The 24,995-nt window shown below is 71.0% G+C and carries 19 protein-coding genes and 1 pseudogene; 10 read left to right on the top strand and 10 right to left on the bottom strand.

Going from position 1 to position 24,995, the window contains the following annotated elements; translation table 11 throughout:
• Positions 1-46: 46 nt before the first annotated feature.
• The 4 genes from VYL96_RS13620 to VYL96_RS13605 form a co-directional block, all read right to left on the bottom strand.
• Complete coding sequence (locus tag VYL96_RS13620) at positions 47-625, bottom strand: hypothetical protein (RefSeq protein ID WP_061227944.1); 579 nt, start codon at positions 623-625, stop codon at positions 47-49.
• 190 nt (positions 626-815) lie between these two features.
• Positions 816-3,158: an AAA family ATPase gene (locus VYL96_RS13615; protein WP_131885410.1), complete on the bottom strand. Its 2,343-nt coding sequence runs from the start codon at positions 3,156-3,158 to the stop codon at positions 816-818.
• 38 nt (positions 3,159-3,196) lie between these two features.
• On the bottom strand, positions 3,197-4,420 hold the full coding sequence (locus tag VYL96_RS13610) for an alpha/beta hydrolase (RefSeq protein ID WP_131885409.1): 1,224 nt from the start codon (positions 4,418-4,420) through the stop codon (positions 3,197-3,199).
• Positions 4,421-4,552: 132 nt separating this feature from the next.
• Positions 4,553-6,004 (bottom strand): M20/M25/M40 family metallo-hydrolase, encoded by a 1,452-nt coding sequence (locus VYL96_RS13605; RefSeq protein WP_207913544.1) that lies wholly within the window; start codon positions 6,002-6,004, stop codon positions 4,553-4,555.
• A gap of 82 nt (positions 6,005-6,086) precedes the next feature.
• Between VYL96_RS13605 and VYL96_RS13600 the strand changes: the two genes are divergently transcribed.
• Complete coding sequence (locus tag VYL96_RS13600; protein WP_243699629.1) at positions 6,087-6,839, top strand: hypothetical protein; 753 nt, start codon at positions 6,087-6,089, stop codon at positions 6,837-6,839.
• Between the two features lie 21 nt (positions 6,840-6,860).
• Here VYL96_RS13600 and VYL96_RS13595 read toward each other — a convergent pair whose 3' ends face one another.
• Positions 6,861-7,580, bottom strand: coding sequence for a DUF8017 domain-containing protein (locus tag VYL96_RS13595; RefSeq protein WP_131885408.1), 720 nt, complete (start codon positions 7,578-7,580; stop codon positions 6,861-6,863).
• A gap of 7 nt (positions 7,581-7,587) precedes the next feature.
• The gene (locus VYL96_RS13590) at positions 7,588-8,064 is read right to left on the bottom strand and encodes an SRPBCC family protein (RefSeq protein WP_131885407.1); all 477 of its coding nucleotides are present in this window, start codon (positions 8,062-8,064) and stop codon (positions 7,588-7,590) included.
• A gap of 299 nt (positions 8,065-8,363) precedes the next feature.
• On the opposite strand from VYL96_RS13590, the gene groL reads away from it, so the two are divergent.
• From groL to VYL96_RS13565, 5 genes and pseudogenes are all read left to right on the top strand, one after another.
• On the top strand, positions 8,364-9,986 hold the full coding sequence (gene groL / locus VYL96_RS13585) for a chaperonin GroEL (RefSeq protein WP_106385087.1): 1,623 nt from the start codon (positions 8,364-8,366) through the stop codon (positions 9,984-9,986).
• A 641-nt stretch (positions 9,987-10,627) separates the two neighbouring features.
• The gene (locus VYL96_RS13580) at positions 10,628-10,789 is read left to right on the top strand and encodes a hypothetical protein (RefSeq protein ID WP_165928452.1); all 162 of its coding nucleotides are present in this window, start codon (positions 10,628-10,630) and stop codon (positions 10,787-10,789) included.
• 145 nt (positions 10,790-10,934) lie between these two features.
• The gene (locus VYL96_RS13575) at positions 10,935-11,081 is read left to right on the top strand and encodes a hypothetical protein (RefSeq protein ID WP_165928451.1); all 147 of its coding nucleotides are present in this window, start codon (positions 10,935-10,937) and stop codon (positions 11,079-11,081) included.
• Positions 11,082-11,487: 406 nt separating this feature from the next.
• A complete protein-coding gene (locus VYL96_RS13570; RefSeq protein ID WP_131885406.1) occupies positions 11,488-12,618 on the top strand; it encodes an alpha/beta hydrolase in 1,131 nt (376 codons plus the stop codon).
• A gap of 144 nt (positions 12,619-12,762) precedes the next feature.
• Positions 12,763-13,425, top strand: a pseudogene (locus VYL96_RS13565) (alpha/beta fold hydrolase); the annotation flags it as partial.
• 194 nt (positions 13,426-13,619) lie between these two features.
• Here the strand turns inward: VYL96_RS13565 and VYL96_RS13560 are convergent.
• Positions 13,620-15,800 carry a prolyl oligopeptidase family serine peptidase gene (locus VYL96_RS13560; RefSeq protein WP_109149003.1) on the bottom strand — a complete coding sequence of 727 codons (2,181 nt, stop codon included), beginning with the start codon at positions 15,798-15,800 and terminating at the stop codon, positions 13,620-13,622.
• Between the two features lie 182 nt (positions 15,801-15,982).
• On the opposite strand from VYL96_RS13560, the gene VYL96_RS13555 reads away from it, so the two are divergent.
• Together VYL96_RS13555 and lpdA are read left to right on the top strand one after the other, a co-directional pair.
• Positions 15,983-16,129, top strand: coding sequence for a hypothetical protein (locus VYL96_RS13555; protein ID WP_165928450.1), 147 nt, complete (start codon positions 15,983-15,985; stop codon positions 16,127-16,129).
• Positions 16,130-16,251: 122 nt separating this feature from the next.
• Positions 16,252-17,643: a dihydrolipoyl dehydrogenase gene (lpdA, locus tag VYL96_RS13550; protein WP_131885405.1), complete on the top strand. Its 1,392-nt coding sequence runs from the start codon at positions 16,252-16,254 to the stop codon at positions 17,641-17,643.
• A 269-nt stretch (positions 17,644-17,912) separates the two neighbouring features.
• On the opposite strand, the gene VYL96_RS13545 is transcribed toward lpdA, so the two are convergent.
• Positions 17,913-18,710, bottom strand: a complete 798-nt coding sequence (locus tag VYL96_RS13545) for a hypothetical protein (RefSeq protein ID WP_131885404.1) — start codon at positions 18,708-18,710, stop codon at positions 17,913-17,915.
• A gap of 263 nt (positions 18,711-18,973) precedes the next feature.
• Here VYL96_RS13545 and VYL96_RS13540 point away from each other — a divergent pair, with 263 nt between their 5' ends.
• Complete coding sequence (locus tag VYL96_RS13540; RefSeq protein WP_131885403.1) at positions 18,974-19,708, top strand: HAD family hydrolase; 735 nt, start codon at positions 18,974-18,976, stop codon at positions 19,706-19,708.
• Positions 19,705-22,197: a glycoside hydrolase family 65 protein gene (locus VYL96_RS13535; protein WP_131885402.1), complete on the top strand. Its 2,493-nt coding sequence runs from the start codon at positions 19,705-19,707 to the stop codon at positions 22,195-22,197. The genes VYL96_RS13540 and VYL96_RS13535 overlap by 4 nt, the downstream gene beginning before the upstream one ends.
• 552 nt (positions 22,198-22,749) lie before the next feature.
• On the opposite strand, the gene VYL96_RS13530 is transcribed toward VYL96_RS13535, so the two are convergent.
• Together VYL96_RS13530 and ramB are read right to left on the bottom strand one after the other, a co-directional pair.
• A complete protein-coding gene (locus tag VYL96_RS13530; protein WP_243699628.1) occupies positions 22,750-23,364 on the bottom strand; it encodes a carboxymuconolactone decarboxylase family protein in 615 nt (204 codons plus the stop codon).
• Positions 23,365-23,369: 5 nt separating this feature from the next.
• Positions 23,370-24,824: an acetate metabolism transcriptional regulator RamB gene (gene ramB / locus VYL96_RS13525; RefSeq protein WP_131885401.1), complete on the bottom strand. Its 1,455-nt coding sequence runs from the start codon at positions 24,822-24,824 to the stop codon at positions 23,370-23,372.
• Between the last annotated feature and the right edge of the window lie 171 nt (positions 24,825-24,995).

Below are 24,995 nucleotides of genomic sequence, written 5' to 3'. Positions count from 1 at the left end.
GCGTGGTTACTGCGCTTACTTTACAGAACAGCGTTTCGAGCCGCTTTCACCGCAGGTGAAGACGGGTCGCTGCGCTGAGCAGCGCGGAGATGGACGCCTCCGCCGCGGTCTGGCCGAAGCCGAGTGCCCACGTCTCGCGCCTGCCGCTCGTCGCTCGCAGGATGGTGCACCACGACGACGTCGCCTCGTCGAACCCGCGCCCCTCGTACTGGTGGAACCGCTCGATCTCGGCGGGCGCGCCGACCCGGCTCAGCATCTCCGACATCGCCGTGAGGTCGCCACAGGACTCGGTGGTGAGACGGTGAGCGCGGAAGTCTCCGGGCGCGTCGTCGGCGGTGCGGGTGGCCAGGATCGCCTCGTAGGCGGTGATCCCACGACCGAGCGGGCGCCGCGAGAAATCGGCCAGGTGGAAGTGGTCGGACGAGGGGGCGTAGGTGTCGACGAGGGCCCGCCAGTCCATCCCGGCCGCCTCCTCGGCGAATCCGCGGGGCATGCGCCGCCCGAAGCGTTCGGCGAAGGGGCAGGGAGTGGCGGTGGCACCGCGGGAGTCGGTGTCGCGGGCGATGCTGCCGTGGGGGGTGCGGCCGTTGATGCCGGTGGGGAGGTGGTGCGTGGCGGCGTTCATGGTGTTCTCGCTTCTCGACGTCGGTGACGATGACCGACGGAGAAAGAGCAACCACGCAACGGGGGTGCCGGTCTGTCAGGCCCCGTTACGTCCGGTTACTACGAGAATCTTCCGCATGGTCCCCACCATAGGCTGCCGTCCGCGGACCCGGCAAGCCCGTGTGGTCGACGCCTCGAGCTCCCGGGCCGGCTCAGTCGGCGCGTCGCTCCGCGTAGAGCCGCAGGTTCTCGACCTGGTCGGGGTCGAGCGACGGCCGCACGGCGAGGCGCGCGCGGGCCACGTCGTCGGCGGTGACCTCGGCCGCGTCGATGTCCCGGCGCATCGCGGTCAACGCCGATTCACGCAGCAGGGCCGCGCAGTCGGCGGCGGAGTAGCCGTCGAGGTCGGCGGCGAGCTCGTCCAGGTCGACGTCGTCGGCCAGCGGGACGTCACGGCCGGCCGCGCGCAGGATGTCGGCGCGGGCCTCCGCGTCCGGCGGCGGGACGAACACCAGTCGCTCGAGCCGCCCGGGGCGGAGCAACGCGGGATCGATGAGCTCGGGCCGGTTGGTGGCGCCGAGGATGACGACGTCGCCCAGCGGTTCGGCGCCGTCGAGCTCGGTGAGCAGCGCGGCAACGACGCGGTCGCCCACCCCGGAGTCGCCGGTCTGGCCGCGACGTGGGGCGAGGGCGTCGATCTCGTCGAGGAACACCAGGGACGGCGCCGAGTCGCGGGCCTTGCGGAACAGGTCGCGGACAGCCTTCTCCGACGACCCGACCCACTTGTCCATGAGCTCGGCGCCCTTGACCATGTGCACGGTCAGTCGCCCACTCGCCGCGAGTGCACGGACCACGAACGTCTTGCCGCAGCCGGGCGGGCCGTACAGCAGGACACCCCGCGGTGGCTGCACGCCCAGGCGCTCGAAGGACTCGCGGTGCTGCAGCGGCCACAGCACCGTCTCGGTGAGCGCCTGGCGCACCTCCTCCATGTCACCGACGTCGTCGAGCGTGATCGAGCCCAGGCTCAGCTCCTCCGTCCCCGAGCGGGAGAGCGGCCGGATCACGCTGATGGCGCCGACGAGGTCCTCCTGCTCGAGGCGGGCGCCGGAGAGGGCGTCGTCCGCGGCTCCCGTGCCGTCGGTGCCGCCGTCGGTGCCGCCGGTGGCGCGGGCGGCTGCGCGCAGTGCCGCCTCGCGGGTCAGCGCCCGCATGTCGCCCGCCACGTAGCCGGGCGTGCGATCGGCGACGGCGGACAGGTCGAGGTCCGCGGTGGGCACGTCCCGCAGCATGACGGCCAGCAGGGCGGCGCGGTCGGCGGCGTCGGGCAGCGGTAGGTCCAGGACGCGGTCGCACACGTCGGGCTCGCGCAGTCGGGGGTCGGCGTCCTCCGGCCGGACGCACGTCGCGACCAGCGCCGCACCCGGGGCCGCGACCACCGACCTCAACCGGTCCAGGACGAGGGTGGAGACCGGCTCGGGCTCGGCCGGCAGCAGCGCGTCGACGTCGGTCACCAGCAGGATCCCGCCGTGTTCACGCGTGCGCTCGGCGGCCGCCCGCACCGCCTCCAACCGTGACGCCGGGTCGAGGGAGCCGACCGACGGCCCGTCGATCACCTCGAGACGCCGGTCGCCCGCGACCGACCGCACGAGCGTCGCCTTGCCGACCCCCGGCGGCCCCGCCACCAGCACCCCGAGGTGCGGCGACGCGCCCAGCGTCCGCAGCAGGTCCGACCGGTCCAGCGCGAGCGAGAGCCACTGCTCCAGCACCTCGGCCTGGTCGCCCACCCCCACGAGATCCTCGCGCGCGACGGCCGAGATGGCCGAACCGTCGGCCCCACCCGCGCTCCCGGCACCCGCGGTCGGCCCGGCGGCCGCGGTCCCGGACGACCCCGGAGCGTGGACGCCGCCCGCGGCGGGACCGGCGGGGGAGAGGGAACTCGTCGTCGTCGCCGTCGTTCCCGTCGCCCCTGCGGTGCCCGCCGTTCCCACCGATCCCGCCGCGCCCGTCACCACCGCGGTGGTGGGCTGCACGGACACGATGCCGTCGGGAACGGTCGCGGTCACGGTGAGCAGCTCCGTGCTCCACTGCGCGCCCATCGTGTTGCGTAGGGTGCGGGTGGTGTCCCCGGTGGGGAAGTCGGGCCCGAGGTCGCGGGGCAGCAGCGTCACCGAATCGCCGACGCGCACCACCTTGCCCAGCAGCGCCGACCGCAGCACCCGCTCGGCGACCCCCCGCCCCGCCGGCGGGAGCCCCTGCACCTCGATCGACTGCGCACCCGTGACCTGCGCGGCCCGCACGGTGACGCGTGCGTCCTCGCCGAGACCACAGTTGGCGGCCACGACTTCGTCCACCACGAGGATCCCGCTCGGCGAACCCGGCTTCGCGGCGGCCACCACCGCCCCCGTGGTCCGGGCGCCGACGATCTCGATCGCGTCCCACTCCCGCATCCCCAGCGCGAGGATCACCTCGGGGTGCGCGCGCACGATGCCCCGGCGGGAGTCGGCCGCGGAGGCGGACAGTCGCAGGGTCAGGTCCAGATCCGGGCGCGCGTTCACGCCGCCGAGCCTATCGGCGCGCCGTCACGGCCCGGCGGTCAGAGGCCGACGCTGTGCTTGATGGCGTTCCACGCGACGGGGATCTGGCGCGAGTAGTAGGACCAGTTGTGCATGCCCGTGGGGAGGTGGTCGATGCGCGCCGGGATCCCCAGCTGCCGCAGGCGGCGGTCGGCGTCCCACGTGCACCGGTCCGTGGCCTGCTCGAGCGCCATGCCGGCGACGAAGTTGGCCGCGTCGTTGTTGTACGCCTCCCAGTCACCGGGGTTGGCCACGCCGGTGCTGGACGAGAGATAGATCGCCTTGCCGCGCAGGTTCTCCGCGTTGATGAGGGCGTCGTGGGCGGCCCACTGCTCGTTGCCCGGCTCGCCCCACATGTTGGTGAGCGTCGCGCCGCGGCTCTCGACCGTGTAGCGGGTGAGGATCTGGCCGAGCGCGTCGGTGGAGTAGCAGCCGGAGACGCCGAACACGCCGTTGTACAGGTCCGGGTGCCGGGTCGCGATGGTCACGGCCGCGCCGGCGCCCATCGAGATGCCGCCGATCGCGCGGTTGGTGTTGGCGCTGAGGCGGGGCTCGGCGATCCGCGGGAGGTCGCGGGTGATGAACGTTTCCCACTTGCTGATGCCCAGCACGGGGTCGGGCGCGTTCCAGTCGGACCACATGGAGCCCTGGCCACCCGTGGGGATGATGAGGTTGACGTTCTGATCGGCGAACTGCTCGGCCGCGCCCCACTGCATGAAGCCGCTGGGCAGCTCGGAGCCCACGCCGTCGAGCAGGTAGAGGAACGGCGCGCCGGCGCCGCCGCCCGGTGCGCGGAAGACCTCGACGGTGATGCCGCGCTGCATGTCCGCGGAGTCGATGAGCCAGCGCTCGTAGCGGCCGTTCTTCTCCAAGACCTCGACGAACCTCGTCTCGCGGATGTTCGGGTTGGGCTGCGGCGACGGCGGCGGCGGGCCGGCGAACATGTTGGGCGAGAAGCCGAGCCGGTGAGCGATGTTCATCATCGACGACCCCGAGGAGCCGGGGAGGTTGCCGAAGTAGAGGAGTTGGCTGAGGCTCTCGGGCGAGATGGTGCCGAGGGCGTCGTTGGCGATCTGCTCGGGACTGATCGAGCCGGGCAGGCCCTGTGCCTGCGCCGATGCCGGGACGAGGCCGACGCTCAGGGCCGCGGCCGTGGCGGTGGCGAGCAGGGCGCGTCCCGCTCGGCGGGCGGCGGATGCCCGCCGGGTGCTCGGCACGGCGGCGACGGGTGCGGGGACGGTCATGGCGGCTCCTTGCTCCGGGCAGCCGGGACTGGACAGCCGCCACTGCATCCACTATCGCACTGTTCCGTCACACTGTTACCGAGATGTGCCAGGTGGGTTCAGCGTCCAGCCGGTTCAGCTCCCCGCCCCCGGTCAGCGGTAGTGCTGGAGGAACGCCGCTTCGGCGAGTGCGATGCGCTCGATCTCCCGGGGATCGACGCTCTCGTCGGGGGAGTGGATGGCGGCCGCCGGGTCCTCGACGCCGAACAGGGCGATGCTCGCGTCCGGGTGCGCGCGCTGCAGCGCCGTGCACAGCGGGATCGACCCGCCCGAGCCGACCTCCGCGACCCCCTCGGCGCCGTAGGCCTGCGCGAGGCACCGCGAGAGCAGGTCGTGCACCGGGTCCGACCCACCCTCGGGCACGGAGCGGAACGGGTGACCGACGGCCTCGGGCTCGATCGTGACCCGGGCGTTCCAGGGGTGCCGGCGCTCGATGTGCGCGGTGAGCAGTCCCTGCGCCTCGACCGGATCCATCCCCGGTGGGACGCGCAGGTTGATGAGGGCACGGGCGTGGGGTTGCACGGCCGCGATCGAGCCCTCGACCGGCGGGCAGTCGATGCCCAGCACCGTCACCGCGGGACGGGCCCATACGAGGTCGGCCACCGGCGCGGCCGTGGAGACCTCGACGCCGTCGAGGACGCCGGCGTCGGCGCGGAACGTCTCCTCGGGGTAGGCCTGTCCGTCCCACCGCCCCGAGAAGTCGAGGCCGTCGACGGTGGTCGCGCCGGTCTGCGGGTCGCGCATGGAGGCGAGGATCGAGAGGAGGGCGGCCAGCGCGTCGGGCGCCGCGCCGCCGAACTGGCCGGAGTGGACCCCGGCCTCGAGGGTGTCGACGGCGACGACGACGTTCGCGATCCCCCGGAGGCTGGTCGTCAGCGTGGGGGTGCCCACCGAGACGTTCCCGGAATCGGCGATGAGTATCGCGTCCGCCGCCACCAGGTCCGGCCGATCGGCCACGAGATCGTCCAACCCGCCGCCACCGGTCTCCTCGGAGCCCTCCACGACGATCCGGATCCCCAGGCCGTCCAGCGGGTCCGCCCCGGGCGCGCCGCCCTCGTCGTCGTCGCCCTCTCCCCGTCCTCCCACGGCGGCGAGGGCGCGCAGGGCGGTGAGGTGCACGACGAGGTTGCCCTTACAGTCGGCCGCGCCGCGGCCGTACCACCGGCCGTCCCGCTCGGTGAGCTCCCACGGCGAGGAGGTCCACGCCCCCTCGTCGCCCGCCGGCTGCACGTCGTAATGGCTGTACAGCAGCACCGTGGGCCGACCCGGTGCGGCCGGGCGGTGGGCGAACACGGCCCGCGACCCGTCGGACGTCTCGACCACCTCCACCGCCTCCGGTCCCAGGCCGGGCACCGGCAGTTCGGTGAGCAGATCGCGGACCATCTCGCACGCCCGCTCGCAGGCCTCCGGCTCGGCCCCGTGTACCGACGGCACGGAGACGAGCGCGGCCAGGTCCGAGCGGGCGCGGTCGAGTTGCGCACCCACCGCGGCGGCCAGCGGCGCGAGCTCGGCGTGGGGATCGGCGAACGCGGAGGAGTCGGTCATGGGCAACAGGATAGAGGCCGGGTCCGACACGGCTGCGCAAGATGAACGGCAAGTGAACGCGGAATGAAGTATGTTTGGAGTCATGAGCAGCTTTGTGATCGTCGTCACTCCGGCGGAAGAGGAATTCCGTGAGCTCGCGCACGTCGACGAGCTCCCCCCGCGCCTCCGCGCCGACCTCGAGGCCCTGCGCGACGAGGTTGCCGAGCGTTTCCCCGAGGCGGACGCCATCGGCGAGACCGGCGCGCTGTGTGCGCGGCCGGAGATCGAGGGCGTCGGCGTCGTCATCCGTCCGGAGGTCATCACCCGGCCCCTCGTGGTCAACGCGGTCATGCGGCTGGCCGCGCCCCGCCAGCTCCGCGTCACCGCCCCCGAGCTCGGACTCGCCGCCGATCCGCGCGAGCGCATCGACATCGACGTGAACCGGCGACCCACCATGGTCGGGGCGGGGATCGCCGACCACACGGTCCGCGGTCGGCCGCGTGGCACGCTGCCGTGGGTCACCCGCGAACTGCTCGGTCAGCTCGTGGAGCATCTCGAGATCGACGGGGACCGGCTGGAGCTGGAGGTCGACGACGAGCGGTGGTTCCGGTACGAGCGCTCCGGCGGCGCGCTGGTCGTCGAGACCGCCGACGGCCCGGACGTGCCGGTCCGACGCGTCATGGTCCCCGTCGACGTGGCGGCCGCCGCGGCCGACGCCGGCTGGGCGTGGGCGCGGTGTGGCGCGGACTGGGCCCGGTTCCTCGAGGCGGGCACCGGCTCCGGGGAGGCGTCGGCCGACGTCGATTCCGCCGCCGCGCGCGTGACTGAACCGAGCAGCCCCGCATCGGCGGCCTGAGTCCTCGCCGATCCCGCGCGGCTACACCGAGTTGTCGTAGCGCAGCGAGGCCACGACGGCGTCGATCGTCTCCGTCGGCTGAACCCCGGGCTCGCCCTCGTCGGACATGAGCACGAAGACGGTGGACGCCGGTGCGCCGTCCGGGGTGCGGGTGGAGACCGCGATCGTGTCGAAGCGGATGACCGGCGGCGTGCACGCGTTGCGCGGCGGGCGCACCTGACCGCGCAGTGACACGTACCAGGCGGGCACCCCGGAGACCGCGATGCTGCGCGCCTCCGGAACCGGGACGTCCGCTCCCGCCTCGGTGAAGCGCCGGTCGATGGAATCTGCCATCGCCCGCGACGCCGACTCGGCCTGCTCGCGCGCCTCGCCCGGCAGCGTCGTCGCACTGATGCCGACCAGCGTCCGGAAGCTCAGACCCCCGAGCGCGCAGTAGTCCCTGTCCGCGATGGCGTTGGCGGTGGTCACGTAGCCCGAACCCCAGTCAGTCCCCGGGTCGTGGCCGTCCTCGTCGACACCGAACGGGTCACCGACCTCCCAGTCCGGCGGAACCGAGTACACGAGGCCGGTGGGGCTGCGCACGTCCTGCCAGTCCGCCGGCGGTGGCGCGGCGGCCAGAGTGGGCCCGGGCTCCTCCCGGGTGGGCTCGTACGGCTCGTCCTCGCCGCCGGGCCACAGTGTGCACCCCGTGAGCGTCGCGACGAGCGCGCCGGCGAGCAGCGCCGCGGCGGGGCGGGGCATCTCGCCCTCAGCCCCGCTCGGCGAGAGCCTTGATGCGCTGGAGCGAGGTGGACACGCCCCGGTCCATCTCGGCGGTGAACGACTTCTGTCCGCCGAAGAGCTTGTCGGTGAGGAACCGGGAGATGAAGGTGAGCCCGTCCGGCACCTCGCGGCGCTCGGTCAGTCGCGTGCCACCGGACGGCGTGGGCTCGAGCTCGAACACCCACACGGTGGTGTTCTCGTTGATCCGGTTGGCGAACCGGCGACCGGGCTCGAACTCCACCACCCGGCTCGTGGTGGGCCAGACGATAGGGCCGCGCTTGTTGAGGTTGATCGCCCACGTGCCCTTCGTGGTGCGGCCGCCGGGGGAGAAGATCTTCCACGCCTGGCTGCTCCACTCCGTGGCGTTGCGGACCTCGGAGACGACCTCCCAGACCCGGGCCGGAGGGGCGTCGATCTCGATGGAGCTCTCGATGGCGCCTGCGGCGGCGGGTTCGGTGGGCATTCGGCGGGCCTTTCGACACGGGCGGGTGGGACGGCGTCTCGATGGTAGGGCAGGGCCCGGGTCGGTGAGGGACGTTCGTGTCAGGCGTTCGCCGGTCGCGGACCCGGACATCGATCCTTTGCACTCGTCGGGGGCGAGTGCTAGAAAAGCGATTGGCACTCGGTTACCCTGAGTGCCAGCAAGATCTGAAACTGAGGTCGCAAGGTGAGGGGCGGATCCGACACGGTCCGCACCGTCCGTCGCGGGCACCGACGCTGACCACACGCGTGTCACCCCATACCCGGAGGATGATTCACCCCATGGCAAAGATGATCGCGTTCGACGAAGAGGCCCGGCGCGGCCTGGAGAGCGGGCTCAATCAGCTCGCCGACGCCGTCAAGGTCACCCTCGGCCCCAAGGGTCGCAACGTCGTGCTGGAGAAGAAGTGGGGCGCCCCCACCATCACCAACGACGGTGTCTCCATCGCCAAGGAGATCGAGCTCGAGGACCCGTACGAGAAGATCGGGGCCGAGCTGGTCAAGGAGGTCGCCAAGAAGACCGACGACGTCGCCGGCGACGGAACCACCACCGCCACCGTCCTCGCCCAGGCGCTCGTGCGCGAGGGCCTGCGCAACGTCGCCGCCGGTGCCAACCCCATGGGCATCAAGCGCGGCATCGAGAAGGCCGTCGAGGCCGTCACCAAGCACCTCATCGACTCCGCCAAGGAGATCGAGACCAAGGAGCAGATCGCCGCGACCGCCGGCATCTCCGCCGCCGACCCGGCCATCGGTGAGCTCATCGCCCAGGCCATGGACAAGGTCGGCAAGGAGGGCGTGATCACGGTCGAGGAGTCCCAGACCTTCGGGCTGGACCTCGAGCTGACCGAGGGTATGCGCTTCGACAAGGGCTACATCTCGCAGTACTTCATGACGGACCCGGAGCGCCAGGAGGCGGTCATGGAGGATCCGTACATCCTCCTCGTCTCGGGCAAGGTCTCCACCGTCAAGGACCTGCTCCCGCTGCTGGAGAAGGTCATCGGCGAGAACAAGTCGCTGCTGATCATCGCCGAGGACGTCGAGGGCGAGGCCCTGTCGACCCTGGTCGTGAACAAGATCCGCGGCACCTTCAAGTCCGTCGCCGTCAAGGCCCCGGGCTTCGGCGACCGCCGCAAGGCCATGCTGCAGGACATCGCCATCCTCACCGGTGGCCAGGTCATCTCCGAGGAGGTCGGCCTCTCGCTCGAGACCGCCGACATCTCGATGCTCGGTAAGGCCCGCAAGGTCGTCGTGACCAAGGACGAGACCACCATCGTCGAGGGCGCCGGCGACCAGGGCCAGATCGAGGGCCGGGTCAACCAGATCCGTGCCGAGATCGAGAACTCCGACTCGGACTACGACCGCGAGAAGCTCCAGGAGCGCCTCGCGAAGCTCGCCGGCGGCGTGGCCGTCATCAAGGCGGGCGCGGCCACCGAGGTCGAGCTCAAGGAGCGCAAGCACCGCATCGAGGACGCCGTGCGTAACGCCAAGGCGGCCGTCGAGGAGGGCATCGTCGCCGGCGGTGGCGTCGCCCTGGTGAAGTCCGAGGCCGCGATCGAGGGCCTGTCCCTCGAGGGCGAGGAGGCCACCGGCGCGAACATCGTCAAGTTCGCCCTGAGCGCCCCGCTCAAGCAGATCGCCCTCAACGCCGGCCTCGAGCCGGGCGTCGTGGCCGAGAAGGTCCGCAACCTCCCCGGTTCCGAGGGCCTCAATGCGGCCACCGGCGAATACCAGGACCTCCTGGAGGCCGGCGTCAACGACCCGGTCAAGGTGACCCGCTCGGCGCTGCAGAACGCCGCGTCGATCGCCGCGCTGTTCCTCACCACCGAGGCCGTCGTGGCCGACAAGCCCGAGCCCGCCGCGCCCGCCATGCCGGGTGGCGACGAGATGGGCGGCATGGGCTTCTAAGGGATCTGCCTGGAACAGAGGCAGGCGCAGAAGCCCCACGGAGTGGCTTCTGGAGGTAGCCCTGGCACCACGCCTGTCGCGGCCGTGGCCCGCACCGATCCCCCGGTGCGGGCCACGGCCCATTTGTGGTGGGGGAGAGGGTGACGACGACGAGGCGGGCCGCACGTGAAGACGGGGTCACTCCCGGAGCCGGGCCGGAACGCCTCGGGCGGCGGTGGGCGTACTCCAGCGTGCCGAATCGGTGAATTCCCGGGAAACTCAGAGGGAAATTCCCTTTATTGGAAACCGTCTGTCCGGGGCCGGGCGGGGCGCGGATTTCCCCGGGGGTGGGGCGATGTTCGCGTTCGTCAACCGGTCGGGCCGGTGGCAAGGGGGTGTCTCCGGGCAGCCGCGAGGGTAACTAAGGGTAGCCTGACCTGCGATTGGGTCGGTCGACCTGCGGCGACGGTGGCGGTCGGGGGGAAGGCGGATTGCTTGGACGTCATTGTAATGTGGGTCACGGTGGGCTAGGTTCGGTGTGACGGGCCCCTTTGTCGCGGTACTTCACATGGTGCAGATCACAATTGACATAGGGGGGTGCCCCGTTACCCTAATTTCTGCCTCAGCATTCCGGGGTTCACTTCTCAACAAGGGAGACTTTCATGCCTGACTTTGGTGCACTGGCCGACCTCATCGGTGGCATCACCGACATCCTCGGTGCCGCGGAGTTCTTCACCGGCTCGCTCGGCGGCGGCGAGGGCAAGGGTCTCGGCGGCTTCATCGAAGCCATCGACTCCATCAGCGCTGGCACCGGCGACGCGTGATGACCCGGGCCGCCGCTGACGGGGCGGCCCACCGGCTCGGGACGCGGCCGGACCCCAATGCCTCCCACCTGACCCCCGGGCCGGTCCGGCCCGCATCTCACCGAGGCCCCGCGCGGAGCGGGGCCCATCCCCAAAGGAGACAATCATGGAGTTCGGTTCCCTCACGGGCGTGTCCGACACCCTCGGCTTCGTCAACGACTTCCTGGGCGCCTTCGGCGACCTCTTCTCGGGCCTCGACTACTTCACCGGCGATGACTTCAAGGAGGCCCTCGCCGGCGGCTTCATGAAGTGATCTGACCTTCGGTCTCGATAAGGGGCGTCGGGAGTGCTTCCCGGCGCCCTTCTTCGTGTCCGCGGCCGGGTTTCGGCGTAGGGTCTCGGCGGCATGGTCACGGGGTTGAGGTCCCCAGGTAACAGTGTGGCCGGTACCGTCGATAAGGAACATGTGAGCCGCCACCGCGTCTCGTGAGCTTTACATGGCTTCCGGCCAGGGAATCCACAGGAGTCGCGGAGGGCGGACGCGTGACTCGCCCCCGAAGTCCCACGCCTGCACGGTGTGTGACCTGTGGGGCTTGTGTGACCGATACGGATTGGGTTTACTCTCCCCTGAGGGTCTGCCCAGGCCGTCGGCGAAAAGAGGTGTCCGGCCCCGCTCCCGCGGGACCGGTGAACTACGAGAACGTAAAGGCGTCGGAATTATGCGATCAGTCAAGAGCCGCCGGCTCGGCACGAAGGTGACTGCGGCGGCCCTGGCCGCGGCCATGGTCCCCGTCGTCGCCACCGGCACGGCTCAGGCCCAGGGCGGCACGATCCAGTACACCAAGGCCACGGCCACTAACAAGGTCGCCGAGACCGAGCTCCCGGACGGTCGACTGATCGTGTCGGTGTGGTCGGACAAGATGGCCGTCGAGGTGCCGAACATCGTCCAGCGGCCGCGCGACGGCAACCCGCACGCGCCGGTCCTCTACCTGGTCAACGGTGCCGGTGGCGGCGAGGACTCGGCCACCTGGCAGGCACAGTCCGACGTCAAGCAGTTCATGTCCGACAAGGACGCCTGGACCGTCACCCCGATCGGCGGCGCCTTCTCGTACTACACGGACTGGCAGAAGCACGATCCCAATGTCCAGACCCGCTTCGCGCGTGACACCGACCGTCCGATGGCGTTCGAGACCTACCTCGCCAAGGAACTGCCGGATCTCTTCGAGGGTCGCTACGGGGGGAACACCGGCGACGCCCGCGGCCGTGGTCTCGCCGCGATCTCCATGACCGCGACCTCGGTCCTGACCATCGCCCAGAAGTACCCGGGCCGGTTCGACGCCATCGGCTCCTACTCCGGTTGTGCCGAGACGTCCACCCCGATCGGCCACGAGTTCATCAACATCGTCACCGGCATGCGGGGCGGGGCCGACCTCAACAACATGTGGGGGCCCTTCCCGGGCGAGCCCCGCGCGGGTACCAACAGCTGGTTCGACAACGACCCGGTCTGGGGCGCCTGGCGCTTCAAGGAGCAGATGGACCGCGGCCAGCTGCCCGCCATGTTCATCTCGACCGGAAACGGTCTGCCCGGACCGCACGAGTCGCTCGAGAACTGGCGCCTGCGCAACAGCATCCCGGCGCTGGCCAACCAGGCGATCGTCGGCGGTGTCATCGAGGCGGCCACCCAGTACTGCACGGCCAATCTGGCCCGCCGCTTCGGTGAGCTCGGCATCCCCGCCCACTTCGACTTCGCGCCCAACGGCACGCACTCGTGGGGCTACTGGGAGGACGACCTCAAGCAGTCCTGGCCCATGATGGCGAACGCCATGGGTGCCCGTTGGGGCGCTCTCTGATCGACCGGCGCCACGGCGGCTCACCCGCGCCCGGAGCCCACGGACCCCGCTCACCTCACATCAGGTGGGCGGGGTCCGTTCTCGTATGCGGCCCCGCCGCGGGCCGGCTGCGGCGAACGGAGCGTAGTCCGGCATCCTGTACCCATGACCACGATCGAAGACCCCGCCCGGGTCGAACTGCACCACCCGGACGGCAGCACCAGCCCGCTGCTGATCGTGGAGGCCGACCAGCGGGACGAGCGCCGGCCGTCGGTCCTGGTGCTGCCGGGCATCGCCGTCGGCGCCCGTTACTACCTCCCGCTCGCCCGCGCGCTGGCGGCCGAGGGCGTCGACGTCGCGATCACCGAGCTGCGCGGCCAGGGAGACAGCACCTACCGCATCGGTCGGCGTAGCGCCCCGGCCGGCTACCACGAGAGCGCCGCCGAGGACGTCCCGCTCGCGCTCGACGCGATGGAGCGGCGCCTCGGCCGCCGACCCGTGATCCTCCTGGGGCACAGCATGGGCGCGCAGATCGGTGTGTACCACCTCGCGCGCCACGACCCGCGCGTCGCCGGGCTCGTCGCGGTCGCCGCCCAGTCACCGTTCCACCGCGGCTTCCCGGGGCCCGTCGGTCGCAAGCTGCGCGCGGGCTCGGTGATCCTGCCGGCGCTGGGCTGGCTCTCCGGGCACGTGCCGGGACAGTTCTTCGGCGCGAAGGGACGGATCCCCGCCGACCGCATCCGGGACTGGGCCCGGCTCGCCGCGGCGGGCGTCATGCAGCCGGCCCGCGCCGATCTCGACTACCCGGCGGGCCTGTCGCGCGTCACCGTGCCGGCGCTGGCGGTGGTGATCGCCGACGACCCGCTCGCCCCCCGCGAGTGCCGCACGCAACCTCCTGGCCATGCTGCCCTCCGCGCGCACGACCCTCGAGCTCGAACCCGAGGCGCTGGGGCACAACTCGTGGGCGCGCCGACCCGCCGAGGTGGTCGCCCGGGTGCTCGCGTGGACGGACCGGGAGGTCGTCAGGCCCGAGCGGGACGACGACGAGGTAGTCGACGCCTGAAGAACTCGTACGTGAGGACCGCTTTCCGGGCCTCCTGCGTGTTGTCCGCCGCACCGGCGTGGCCGCCCTCGACGTTCTCGTAGTAGGCGACCTCGTGGCCCGCGGCCTCCAGGGCGGCGGTCATCTTCCGCGCGTGGCCCGGGTGCACGCGGTCATCCCGTGTCGAGGTGGTCATGAGCACGGGCGGGTAGCGGACCTCCGAGGCGGGCCGGATGTTCTGGTACGGGGAGTACGCGCCGAGGAAATCGTCCCAGTCGGACGAGTCGGGGTCGCCGTACTCGGCCATCCACGACGCGCCGGCCAGCAGCAGGTGGTAGCGCTTCATGTCCAGCAGCGGCACGGCGATCGCCAGCGCTCCGAAGAGCTCCGGGTACCGGGTGAGCATGACGCCCATGAGCAGCCCGCCGTTGGATCCGCCGGTCGCGCCCAGCTGGTCGCGGGTGGTCACCCCCGTCTCGACGAGGGCGCGCGCCACGGCAGCGAAGTCCTCGTAGGCGCGCGGCCGCTTCTCGCGCAGGGCGGCCCGGTGCCACGACGGCCCGTACTCGCCGCCGCCGCGGATCCCCGCCACGACGTAGACTCCGCCCTCCTCGAGCCACAGCGCGCCGCGCAGGGCCGCGTACGCGGGCCGCATCGACACCTCGAACCCGCCGTAGCCGTACAGGATGGTCGGCCGGGGGCCGTCCGGGCCGGGCCCGCGCATGACGGTGTACGGGACCTCGGTGCCGTCATCGCTCACGGCGGTGTGGCGGGTGACCTCGATGCCGGCCGTGTCGAACCGGTGCGGGGTCGAGCCGAGGGTGGTGGTGCTGCCGTCGGCGCGCAGGAGCACGAGCGACGGTGGCACGACCGGCCCGGAGACCGCGAGCACGGCGTCGTCGGGGTGCGGCCGCTCGCCGTCCGACTGCCCTCCTCCCGCCGGCCCGGAATCCTCCTGCTCGCCGTCCCGCATCCCGGACAGCCGGTCGCAGGACAGCACGTCGATCGACACGTGCTCGGGCAGGCCCTCCACCGGCAGCGGCGTCCAGTCGCCGTCGGCGGTCCCGGGGATGGTGTAGGCCTCGATCCGCGACTCGGTGTCGTCGAGAACCGTCAGCAGGATCCGACCCCGGCCCCAGGTGATGTCCTCGACGGTCGTGGACGGGGTGGGGGAGAACAGGACGACGGGCTCGGGCAGGCGCCCGGGGTCGGCGTCGACGGCGGACCACGGCACCACGAGCACCGACCCGCCGGGATGGGTCCGGCCCGCGATCTCGAGATCGGTGCGGGGCCGCAGGAGGAGCCAGTCGCCGCATGAGGTGACGTCGCAGTCCTCGGGCACGGGCACGGCGCGCGGCCCGGTCGTGGCGGGGTCGGTACCGGGGGTCCAGAAGACCTCCTGCGAGGTGTGGAAGTCCGGCGCCCTGCTGGCGAGGAATCTCCCCGTCGTGGGGTCGTGGGAGGCGCTCACCGCGACGTCGTCGGCCCGGCCCTCGAAGATCACGGGTGCCCGCACGGGGTCGGTGCCGCGCCGCCACAGTCGTACGACGCGCGCGTAGCCTGAGTCGGTGGCGTCCGACCCCTCCGGGTCGAGCGGCGCGGTGAGGAGCACCGTGTCGCGGTCGACCCACGACACCGAGCACTTGGCCTCGGTCAGCCGGAATCCGTCCTCCGAGGCGGGGACGAAGCGTCGCGCGAGGAGGTCGAACTCGCGGATCTCGACGGCGTCCGCGCCGCCGCGGGACAACCGCAGCAGTGCGCGGTCGTCGGCGGGCCGGCGGACGACCGTCCCCGAGTACACCCAGTTGACGCCTTCCTCGTCGGCGAGCGCGTCGACGTCGACGAGCGTCTCCCACGCCGGGTGGTCGACACCTGGCGCGCCCTCTGCGAGGACCGACCACGGCACGCGGCGCCACAGTCCGCGTCGGTGGTCGCCGTCCTTCCACAGCGTGTAGGCGTGGGGGCCGCGCAGGACGGGCCAGGCGATACGGTCCGTGGCGTCGAGGATCTCCAGCGCCCGGGTGTAGGAGGCCTCGGCGTGCTCGCCGGTCGCGAGATCGGCCACCGTCCGGTCGCTGCGCATCCGCACCCACTCCAGGGCGTGGGGCGCGTCCACGTCCTCCAGGTGGAGGTACGGATCTGAGCTCGGAGAAACCGTCATGACCTCGATGATGCCGTGGTCGTGTCGGAGTGACCGAGCCGACATGTCGGATGGGGGTCCAGATCTTCACAGACTCTTGTTATGAGTCCGTGCCGTAAGTAGCATCATCCCTGCGCGCGGGTCGCCTGACCCGGCCATTCTCGGGAACCCGGGAATGCACCCTCGATAAACGGAGACACATAATGGGTTCTCTCAATCTCGGCTCGGTCACGGAGTCCCTCGGCGCCGGCACCGGCAGCTCCACCAAGGCCATCACCGACCAGATCGCCGAGACCATCGGCGAGCTCGTCGAGACCGCGCTTCGTCAGGTTCTGGGCAACCTGTCCTGACGTCGCCCGCAGGCATCCCGACGCCGCCCCTTCCACCGGGAGGGGGCGGCGTCGGGCATTTCGGGTGCGATTAGGGGCGGCTGGGCGTGCCTGCGACACGTGTTGCGCATACTCTGTGTGTCGTGGCTGACACTCATTTCGACCTGATCGTCCTCGGCGCGGGCCCCGGTGGCTACGTCGCCGCAATCCGTGCCTCGCAGCTCGGCCTCAAGGTGGCCGTCGTCGAGGAGAAGTACTGGGGCGGCGTGTGCCTCAACGTGGGCTGTATCCCCTCCAAGGCGCTGCTGCGTAACGCGGAGCTGGCCAACACGGTTCAGCGTGACGGCAAGCTGTTCGGTATCTCCGGCGACGTCTCCTTCGACTTCGGCGCCGCGTACGACCGCAGTCGCAAGGTCTCGGACGGCATCGTCAAGGGCGTCCACTTCCTCATGAAGAAGAACAAGATCACCGAGATCAACGGCTACGGGACGTTCACCGACGCCAAGACCATCGAGGTCGACGGCACGGAGTACACGTTCGACAACTGCATCATCGCCACCGGCTCCGTGGTCAAGACCCTCCCGGGCGTCGAGCTGAGCGAGAACGTGGTGAGCTACGAGGAGCAGATCCTCTCCCGCGACCTGCCCGACTCGATCGTCGTGGTGGGTGCCGGCGCGATCGGCATGGAGTTCGCCTACGTGATGAACGCCTACGGCGTCGAGGTCACGATCGTCGAGTTCATGGACCGCCTCCTGCCCAACGAGGACGAGGAGGTGTCCAAGGAGATGGTCAAGCACTACAAGAAGCTCGGCATCAAGCTCCTCACCGGGCACAAGACCACCAAGATCACCGACAACGGTGACTCGGTGGAGGTGGAGATCGAGAAGAAGGACGGCGGGGACACCCAGACGGTCACCGTGGACAAGGTCCTCATGGCCGTCGGCTTCGGCCCCCGCGTCGAGGGCTTCGGCCTGGAGAACACCGGCGTCCAGCTCACCGACCGCGGCGCGATCGACATCGACGACCACATGCGCACCAACGTCGACGGCATCTACGCCATCGGCGACGTCACCGGCAAGCTGCAGCTCGCCCACGTGGCCGAGGCTCAGGGCGTCGTGGCCGCCGAGACGATGGCCGGCGCGGAGACCCAGACCCTGGGCGACTACCGCATGATGCCGCGCGCCACGTTCTGCCAGCCGCAGGTCGCGTCGTTCGGGCTCACCGAGGCCCAGGCGAGGGACGAGGGCTACGACGTCAAGGTGGCCAAGTTCCCGTACTCCGCCAACGGCAAGGCGCATGGCCTCGGCCACGCGGTCGGCTTCGTGAAGATCGTCGCGGACGCCACCCACGGAGAGCTGCTCGGCGGTCACCTCATCGGTCCCGATGTCTCCGAGCTCCTGCCGGAGCTGACCCTCGCGCAGATGTGGGACCTCACCGCCGCCGACGTCGCCCGCAATGTGCACACGCACCCGACGCTGTCCGAGGCCATGAAGGAGGCCGTCGAGGGCATCGCCGGCCACATGATCAACCTCTGAGGCCGCGCACCTGCGCACCTGCGCACCCGCGCACCCGACCCTCTACGGCCGCGCGTCCGGCCTCATCGTTCCGCCCCGCCGCTCCCCGGTCCGTCCGGGCGGGCGGCGGGGCGGAGTGCTTTCCGGCGTGTGCCCGGCGCGGGGACCAACCCGTCCGCAGCTAAGGGAATGATCGGGCCCGGCCGACGACAAGACCGTTCCGCACGGACCCACTCGGGCGACGTGTGCGAAACGGTCTTCTCGATGGCGCGGACCCGCCGGCCGCGGGATCACTCGGCGTTGACGAGCTTCTCCATCTGCGCCGTGTAGATCGCGTCGAGGGCGCCGGCGGCGGTCGGCAGGACCGGGTCGGCCGCGGGATCGTCACCGCGGGCCGCGTACTCCACGCTCACCGTGGTGTCGCGGGCGTACCCGTGGATCGCGATGGCCCGGCTCAGGGTCTTCGTGCCGTCCGGCTGCGTGGTGATGAAGTCGCTGGTGACGCGGAAGCCCTCGGCGCCCGGGATCTCCGGCGCGTCCTGCACCGACATGACGAGCTCGACGTCGGGGTTCGAGGTGCTGCGCGCGGTGTCGCACGCCTCGTAGAGGGAGCGGTCCATGAAGTCGTCGAGCCGGCCGCTCACCATGCCGATGCCGAACCGGTGCTCCGTCTCGTCCGTCTCGGACTGCTTGTAGCGCACCGCCGCGGTCACGCCGTCCGTGGTGGCGTGGTTGGAGACGGTCTCGAGGCGCGAGACCTTGTCGCAGGCCGGGTCGTCCATGAGCTGGCGCTGCTGGTCGGCGACGAGCTTGTCGACGGCCTCCTGGAGCATCGGCCGGTCGAGCACCTGGACGACGCCACCCCCCGGGGCCTCGCCCTCGGCCAGCACGAGCTCCTCGACGGGCGCCTGCGGGGCCGAGTCGTCGACGGTCGGCGAGGCCGGCGCCGAGGTCGACGTGTCGCCCGACTGCTCGGCCTCGGTGCCGGAGTCGTCCGACGAACAGGCCGTGAGAGCTGCCGCGGTGACCAGCGCGAGGCCGGCGGTCGCGACGCGGCGGGGGGTGCGGGTGCGGGTGCGGAGGCGCATCTCTCTCCTTTGTCTTCGGTTACCCACATAGTGCCACCGTCGTACCGCTATCTGTGCATCGTGCCCTGCGTGCGGCGCGCTGCGGAAAAGTCCGCGGGCACGCCCGTGGAACGCCGGAGACATCAAAAGCGACCGCGGGGGCCCGAAGTCGGGGGCACCGCCCGCAGAGGTGAAAGCGGTGGAAGTGCCCCGGTGTGACTACCCTTGGTGCCGCACGCGCGGAGCCTCTCGGCGCCGATGACCCCTGATATAGGACAGACGATATGGACCATGACGGTGTGGACGCCGTGCTCTTCGACCTCGACGGGGTGATCACCCCGACGGCGGAGAAGCACATGGAGGCGTGGAACCGGATGTTCAGCGCGTACTTCGACGCCCGCGGGATCGACCCGTACTCGGATGAGGACTACTTCCGCTTCATCGACGGCAAGCCGCGCCTCGAGGGCATCGCGTCGATGCTCGCCGCGCGGGGCCTCACCCTGCCCGAGGGGAGTGACGACGACGAGGCGGGCCCGGACGCGGACACCGTGCACGGGCTCGGTATCCGCAAGAACGTGATCTTCCGTGAACTGCTCGACGAGGGGATCGAGGCATACCCCGGCTCGGTCGCCTACCTCGACGCGCTCGACGCCGCCGGCATCGCCTCGTGCGTCGTCTCGAGCTCGAAGAACGCGGAGGCCGTGCTCACCGCGGCCGGGCTGCGCGACCGGTTCGACGTGATCGTCGACGGCGTGGTCGCCGCCGCCGAGGGCATCCCCGGAAAGCCGAAGCCCGACACGTACCTGCGGGGTGCCGAGCTGCTCGGCGTCCCCGCGGAGCGCTGCGTCGTGATCGAGGACGCCGTCTCGGGGGTGCAGGCCGGCGCTGCCGGCGGGTTCGCGCGAGTGGTCGGCGTGGACCGCGGGGCCGGGCGCGAGACCCTGCTCGCGGAGGGGGCCGACCTCGTCGTCGTCGACCTGGCCGAGCTCATCCCCGGACTCACGGAGGCACGCCGGTGACCCGCGTCCCCATCTCCCGTGGCCCGGTGCACGACACCGTCGGCCAGTCGGTGCCCGGCAACATCCGCACCACCTACGGTGTGAACCTCCGCAGCCACCTCGAGGTGCCGGAGATCAACCGCTCCACCCACCCCGCCGACCCGTGGCGCTGGGTCGAGACCAGCCCCAAGGCCTCGCCGCGGGGCGTGTCCGAGACCCAGTTCGCGGTGGCCAACGGGTACCTCGGCATGCGCGGCAACCCCGAGGAGGGGCGCGACTCCGCCCAGCACGGCACGTTCGTCAACGGCTTCCACGAGACGTGGCACATCCAGCACGCCGAGGACGCGTACGGCCTCGCGCGCGAGGGCCAGACGATGATCCAGGCCCCCGACACCAAGACGATCCGCGTCTACGTCGACGACGAGCCCCTGCGGCTGGGCGTGGCCGACCTCGAGCACTACGAGCGCAGCATCGACTTCCGCGACGGGATCCTGCGCCGCGAACTCGTGTGGCGCACGCCGGCCGGCAAGAAGGTCGTCATCCGCACCACCCGCATGGTGTCGATGGTCGAGAAGCACCTCGCCGTGATGACCTACGAGATCGAGCTCCCCGAGGAGCCCGCGCCCGTGGTGATCTCCTCGCAGGTCCTCAACCGGCAGGACGGCGAGGACGAGTACGGCTCCACCGACGACGTCCCCGACGAGGGCTTCGACCCGCGCCGCGCCGAGGGACTGGACCACCGCGTCCTCGAGTCCCAGCTCTGCGAGGGCCAGCGCGGTTACCAGGTGCACGGCTACCGCTGCGCCAACTCCGGAATGACCATCGCCGTGGCCGTCGACCACCTCCTCGAGACCGAGGACGACGTGGCCCTGAGCCACGAGATCGACGACGACTCGTCGAAGGTCGTCTACCACGCGCACGTCACGCCGGGGCGCGTGCTCAAGCTGACCAAGCTCGCCGCGTACCACACGTCCGAGGTCGTGCCCGCGGGCGAACTCGCCGACCGGTGCTCACGCACCCTCGGCCGGGCCCGCGAGCGCGGCGTGGACGACCTGCACCGCACCCAGCGGGACTGGTACGACCACTTCTGGGACCGCGCGGACGTCGAGGTGGACGGCCCCGCGGAGACGCAGCAGGCCATCCGGTTCAACCTCTTCCAGCTGGCCCAGGCCTCGGCGCGCGCCGAGTACAACGGCATCGCCGCCAAGGGCGTCACCGGCAGCGGCTACTCCGGCCACTACTTCTGGGACACCGAGACGTATGTCCTGCCGTTCCTGACCTACACGATGCCGCGGTTCGCCCGGAACGCCCTCCGCTTCCGCTACAACATGCTCGACAAGGCGCGGAACCGGGCCAAGTACCTCTCCGTCAAGGGCGCCCTCTACCCCTGGCGGACCATCAACGGTGAGGAGGCGTCGGCCTACTACGAGGCCGGCACCGCCCAGTACCACATCAACGCCGACATCGCGCACGCCATGGTCAAGTACATGTGGGCCACCGAGGACCAGGACTTCATGATCCGCGAGGGCGTGGACGTGCTGGTCGAGACCGCGCGGATGTGGGTCTCGCTCGGTTTCTTCGACGGCGACGGCATGTTCCACATCCACGGCGTGACCGGGCCGGACGAGTACACGACCGTCGTGGACAACAACCTGTTCACCAACGCGATGGCGCGGTTCAACCTCGTGGCCGCGGCTATCGCCTGCAAGCGGATCGCCGAGCTGGAGGACGGTAAGTGGGAGGCGATCTGCCGGCGCCTGAAGATCCGCGACGAGGAGATCGCCGAGTGGAAGCGCGCCGCCGAGAACATGGTGATCGCGTTCGACGAGGAACTGGGCGTCCACCCGCAGGACCAGGACTTCCTCGCCAAGGAGGTCTGGGACCAGGACCTCGAGGAACCCCGCCGGCCGCTCCTGCTGCACTTCCATCCGCTGGTCATCTACCGGCATCAGGTGCTCAAGCAGGCCGATGTCGTGCTGGCCATGTTCCTGCGCGGTGACGAGTTCAGCGAGGAGCAGAAGCGGGCGAACTTCGAGTACTACGACCCGTTGACCACCGGCGACTCCACCCTGTCGGCCGTGGTGCAGGCGATCATCGCCGCTGAGATCGGCTACTGCGACGAGGCGTTCGAGCACTTCCAGAAGGCCCTGGTTGTGGACCTGGCCGACGTGCACGGCAACGCTTCCGACGGCATCCACGTGGCCTCCACCGGCGGGGTCTGGTCGGCGCTGGTCAGCGGCTTCGGCGGGATGCGCGACTACCGTGGCGAGATCTCGTTCGACCCGCGGGTGCCCGCGCAGTGGGGGTCGCTGACGTTCCGGATGACGGTGCGGGGCACACACGTGCGGGTCCGCTGCGACCACCACGAGATCACGATCGCCAACCTGAACGGCGTCGATTTCGACTGCACGGTGCAGGGCCGCGAGGTGCACGTGCCGGCGGGGCAGACGGTGACCGTCGGCCTCGACGACCGCGCCCGCGTCTGCCTGTCCTGCGCGGAAACGGTCTGACCCGCGGCTCGCCGGGTCGGTCCGTTCCGGCCCGGCGGGTTCGTCGCCCGGGCCCGGCTGGGCAGCCGACTGGGCGGGCCGCGCGCTGTCGGCGTTCCGGCACGCGGCGCGCGGCGGGCGATCTGCCCCTCGGATCTCGTTTCGCTCTTCGTATCGCGATTCGCTCGCGGAGTTCCTAGGGCAGATCGCTTTCGGAGGGGCAGATCGCGATCCGAGGGGCAGATCAGCTGGGGTAGTCGGCGTCGGCGAAAGCCGGGCGACTGAACCGTCGGTCGGCTGCGTCCGAGGCGGGGCTAGCGGGGTGGTCCGGGGCGCTGGTGGCACGGGCGGCTGGGCTTCGGGCCCGAATCTCTGAGGTCGTCCGATCGGTGAGTCAGCTGCCGGGGCGGGTCGGTCGCTGCGGGGCCGGCGATCCGGAGCGCGGCGGGCGATCTGCCCCTCGGATCTCGTTTCGCTCGTCGCATTGCGATTCGCTCGCGGAGTTCCTGGGGCAGATCGATTTCGGAGGAGCGAAGTGTAATCCGGGGGGGCGGATCGTGGAGGCGGGCGGCGTCAGCGGGGGCGGTCCGGCTGGATGCGCAGCGCCCGCAGGGAGGTGGCCAGGCCGTCGTACTGTGCGACCAACTGCACCAGCGCGACCAGCTCACCCGGGTTCAGGTACTCGGCGAGCGCGGACCACGTCTCGTCGGACACGTCCTTCGTCCGCACCAGCTCGTCGACGGCCGTGAGCAGCACCTCCAGCCGGTCCGGCCAACCCGCGGAGGCGGGATCGCGGGTGGTGCGGGCGATCTCGTCGTCGTCCAGTCCCACCCGCGCGCCGATGCGCTCGTGGTGCGCCCGCTCGTACACGCTGCCCCGCAGGTGGGCCACGCGCAGGATCACGAGCTCGGTGGTGCGGCGGTCGAGGATCCCGAACGGCATCATCATCCCCGAGTAGGCGAGCCAGGCGGGGAAGAGGCGGCGGGCGCGGCCGAGCGTGGCGAACAGGTGGACGTCGCGTGAGTCGGTGACGCGCGCGCCGATGCGGTTGACCGCCCAGCCGAACGGGCCGAGCTCGCGGAACCCGCCCGGACGGATACGCGCGGATCCGCCGGTGGCGGCGGGGGCGCTGTCGCTGCGTACGCTGTCGCTGCGTGCGCTGCTGTCGTCGCTGCTCGACTGGGTCATGGCCGTCAGGGTAGGTCAGGCGCGGACCCGGCGGAGGCGGGTTCGCCGAGGAGGTACGGCGAGAGCGACGAGCGGTGGGCGTCCACGCGCAGCTCGTGATTGAGCGGCGGGAAGGCGCGCTGCGGGCAGGCGGGACGGTCGCACATGCGGCAGCCGGAGCCGATCTTGGTGGCGGCGTCGACGTCGTCGAGGTCCAGCCCCTGCGCGTAGACGGTGCGGTGCGCGTGGCGGGCCTCGCAGCCCAGCCCGATCGCGAACGTCTTGCGAGGCTGCCCGAACCGCATCGGACGGGTGGTGGCGGTGCGCGAGACCCACAGGTGCAGCCGGCCGTCGGGCATCTGCGCGACCTGCCGCATGATCTTGCCGGGGAACGAGAACGACTCGTAGATGTTCCACAGCGGGCACGTGCCGCCCGAGGTGGTGAAGTGGAACCCGGAAGCGGACTGGCGCTTGGACATGTTGCCGGCGCGGTCGACACGCACGAAGCTGAACGGCACGCCCGCCGCGCCCGGCCGCTGCAGGGTCGACAGCCGGTGGCAGACGGTCTCGTAGCCGGTGGCGTGGAAGGCCATGAGGCGCTCGATGTCGTAGCGAAAGTCCTCGGCGGTGTCGAGGAAGCGCTGGTAGGGCATGAGCACGGCGGCGGCGAAGTAGCTGGCCAGGCCGCGCAGCGCGAGCGCGACGGCGGCGGGGGAGCTGAACGAACCCTCCTCGACGAGGCTGTCGAGCAGGTCGCGGTGCTCGAGGAAGGCCAGCTCGGAGGCCACGCGGAACGCCTGCTGGCCCGGAGTCATGTGGGCGGACAGCTCGAGGCGCCGCTCGTCGGTGAGGTAGCGGTGCCACAGCCCGTCGGGCAGGTCGACGCGGCGGGAGATGCGCACGCCGTGGGCCTCGGCGAGGCGGTTCTCGAGCTCGACGCGCACGTCGCCGCGGTTGAGCCGGATGCGGGTGGTGAGGTCCTCGGCCGCGGTGTCGAGGGAGTCGATGTAGTTCTGCCGTTGGTAGAAGTAGTCGCGCACCTCCTCGTGCGGCATGGACAGCACGGATCGGTCGACCGTGGACTCGGGCACGTTACGGGTCTCGGTGAGCGCGGCCAGCAGGTCGGCGGAGTTGCGGTAGCGCTGGTGCAGGAGCATGAAGGCGCGGGCGAGTGCGGGGTGCGCCCGGACGAGGTCGACGACCTCGTCGGCGGGGACCTCGGTGGACAACTGGGTGTCGGTGAGGGCCTCGGTCACCGCGGCGATGAGCCGGGTGTCCGAGTCGGAGGCGAAGAACGTGGAGTCGACGCCGTAGACTTCGGAGATCTTGACTAGGACCCGGGAGGTGACGGGGCGGGTGTCCTTCTCGAGTTGATTGAGGTACGACGACGACAAGCCGAGCGATTGCGCGAACGCCGCCTGGGTCAGGCCGTTCTCCTCGCGCAGTCGACGCAGTCGCGCCCCCATATGTGAGGCCGTCATCGGCTTCCCCCTCTCCGTCCGTGGCGCACCACACAATCTTCGCAAACTTTGCAAAGAAGGCAAAGAAACTCGCCACATTCGCACTTGCCGCAGGTAGACGCGCCGTAGCGAGTGTGGCATTGTGTCTGTCGTAAGGGGCCGTAACTCGCAAGAGTGCGAATACGGACCCGT

It is taken from the genome of Dietzia maris, from assembly GCF_036287335.1.
Classification (GTDB): domain Bacteria; phylum Actinomycetota; class Actinomycetes; order Mycobacteriales; family Mycobacteriaceae; genus Dietzia; species Dietzia cinnamea.
This window is presented reverse-complemented; position numbering and strand designations above follow the sequence as displayed.

Excerpts from the sequence above, each read along its gene's own strand:
- VYL96_RS13620 (WP_061227944.1), bottom strand. The coding sequence starts at position 625 with ATGAACGCCGCCACGCACCACCTCCCCACCGGCATCAACGGCCGCACC.
- VYL96_RS13610 (WP_131885409.1), bottom strand. The coding sequence starts at position 4,420 with ATGACCGTCCCCGCACCCGTCGCCGCCGTGCCGAGCACCCGGCGGGCA.
- VYL96_RS13605 (WP_207913544.1), bottom strand. The coding sequence starts at position 6,004 with ATGACCGACTCCTCCGCGTTCGCCGATCCCCACGCCGAGCTCGCGCCG.
- VYL96_RS13600 (WP_243699629.1), top strand. The coding sequence starts at position 6,087 with ATGAGCAGCTTTGTGATCGTCGTCACTCCGGCGGAAGAGGAATTCCGT.
- VYL96_RS13595 (WP_131885408.1), bottom strand. The coding sequence starts at position 7,580 with ATGCCCCGCCCCGCCGCGGCGCTGCTCGCCGGCGCGCTCGTCGCGACG.
- VYL96_RS13590 (WP_131885407.1), bottom strand. The coding sequence starts at position 8,064 with ATGCCCACCGAACCCGCCGCCGCAGGCGCCATCGAGAGCTCCATCGAG.
- groL (WP_106385087.1), top strand. The coding sequence starts at position 8,364 with ATGGCAAAGATGATCGCGTTCGACGAAGAGGCCCGGCGCGGCCTGGAG.
- VYL96_RS13580 (WP_165928452.1), top strand. The coding sequence starts at position 10,628 with ATGCCTGACTTTGGTGCACTGGCCGACCTCATCGGTGGCATCACCGAC.
- VYL96_RS13575 (WP_165928451.1), top strand. The coding sequence starts at position 10,935 with ATGGAGTTCGGTTCCCTCACGGGCGTGTCCGACACCCTCGGCTTCGTC.
- VYL96_RS13570 (WP_131885406.1), top strand. The coding sequence starts at position 11,488 with ATGCGATCAGTCAAGAGCCGCCGGCTCGGCACGAAGGTGACTGCGGCG.
- VYL96_RS13560 (WP_109149003.1), bottom strand. The coding sequence starts at position 15,800 with ATGACGGTTTCTCCGAGCTCAGATCCGTACCTCCACCTGGAGGACGTG.
- VYL96_RS13555 (WP_165928450.1), top strand. The coding sequence starts at position 15,983 with ATGGGTTCTCTCAATCTCGGCTCGGTCACGGAGTCCCTCGGCGCCGGC.
- VYL96_RS13545 (WP_131885404.1), bottom strand. The coding sequence starts at position 18,710 with ATGCGCCTCCGCACCCGCACCCGCACCCCCCGCCGCGTCGCGACCGCC.
- VYL96_RS13540 (WP_131885403.1), top strand. The coding sequence starts at position 18,974 with ATGGACCATGACGGTGTGGACGCCGTGCTCTTCGACCTCGACGGGGTG.
- VYL96_RS13530 (WP_243699628.1), bottom strand. The coding sequence starts at position 23,364 with ATGACCCAGTCGAGCAGCGACGACAGCAGCGCACGCAGCGACAGCGTA.
- ramB (WP_131885401.1), bottom strand. The coding sequence starts at position 24,824 with ATGACGGCCTCACATATGGGGGCGCGACTGCGTCGACTGCGCGAGGAG.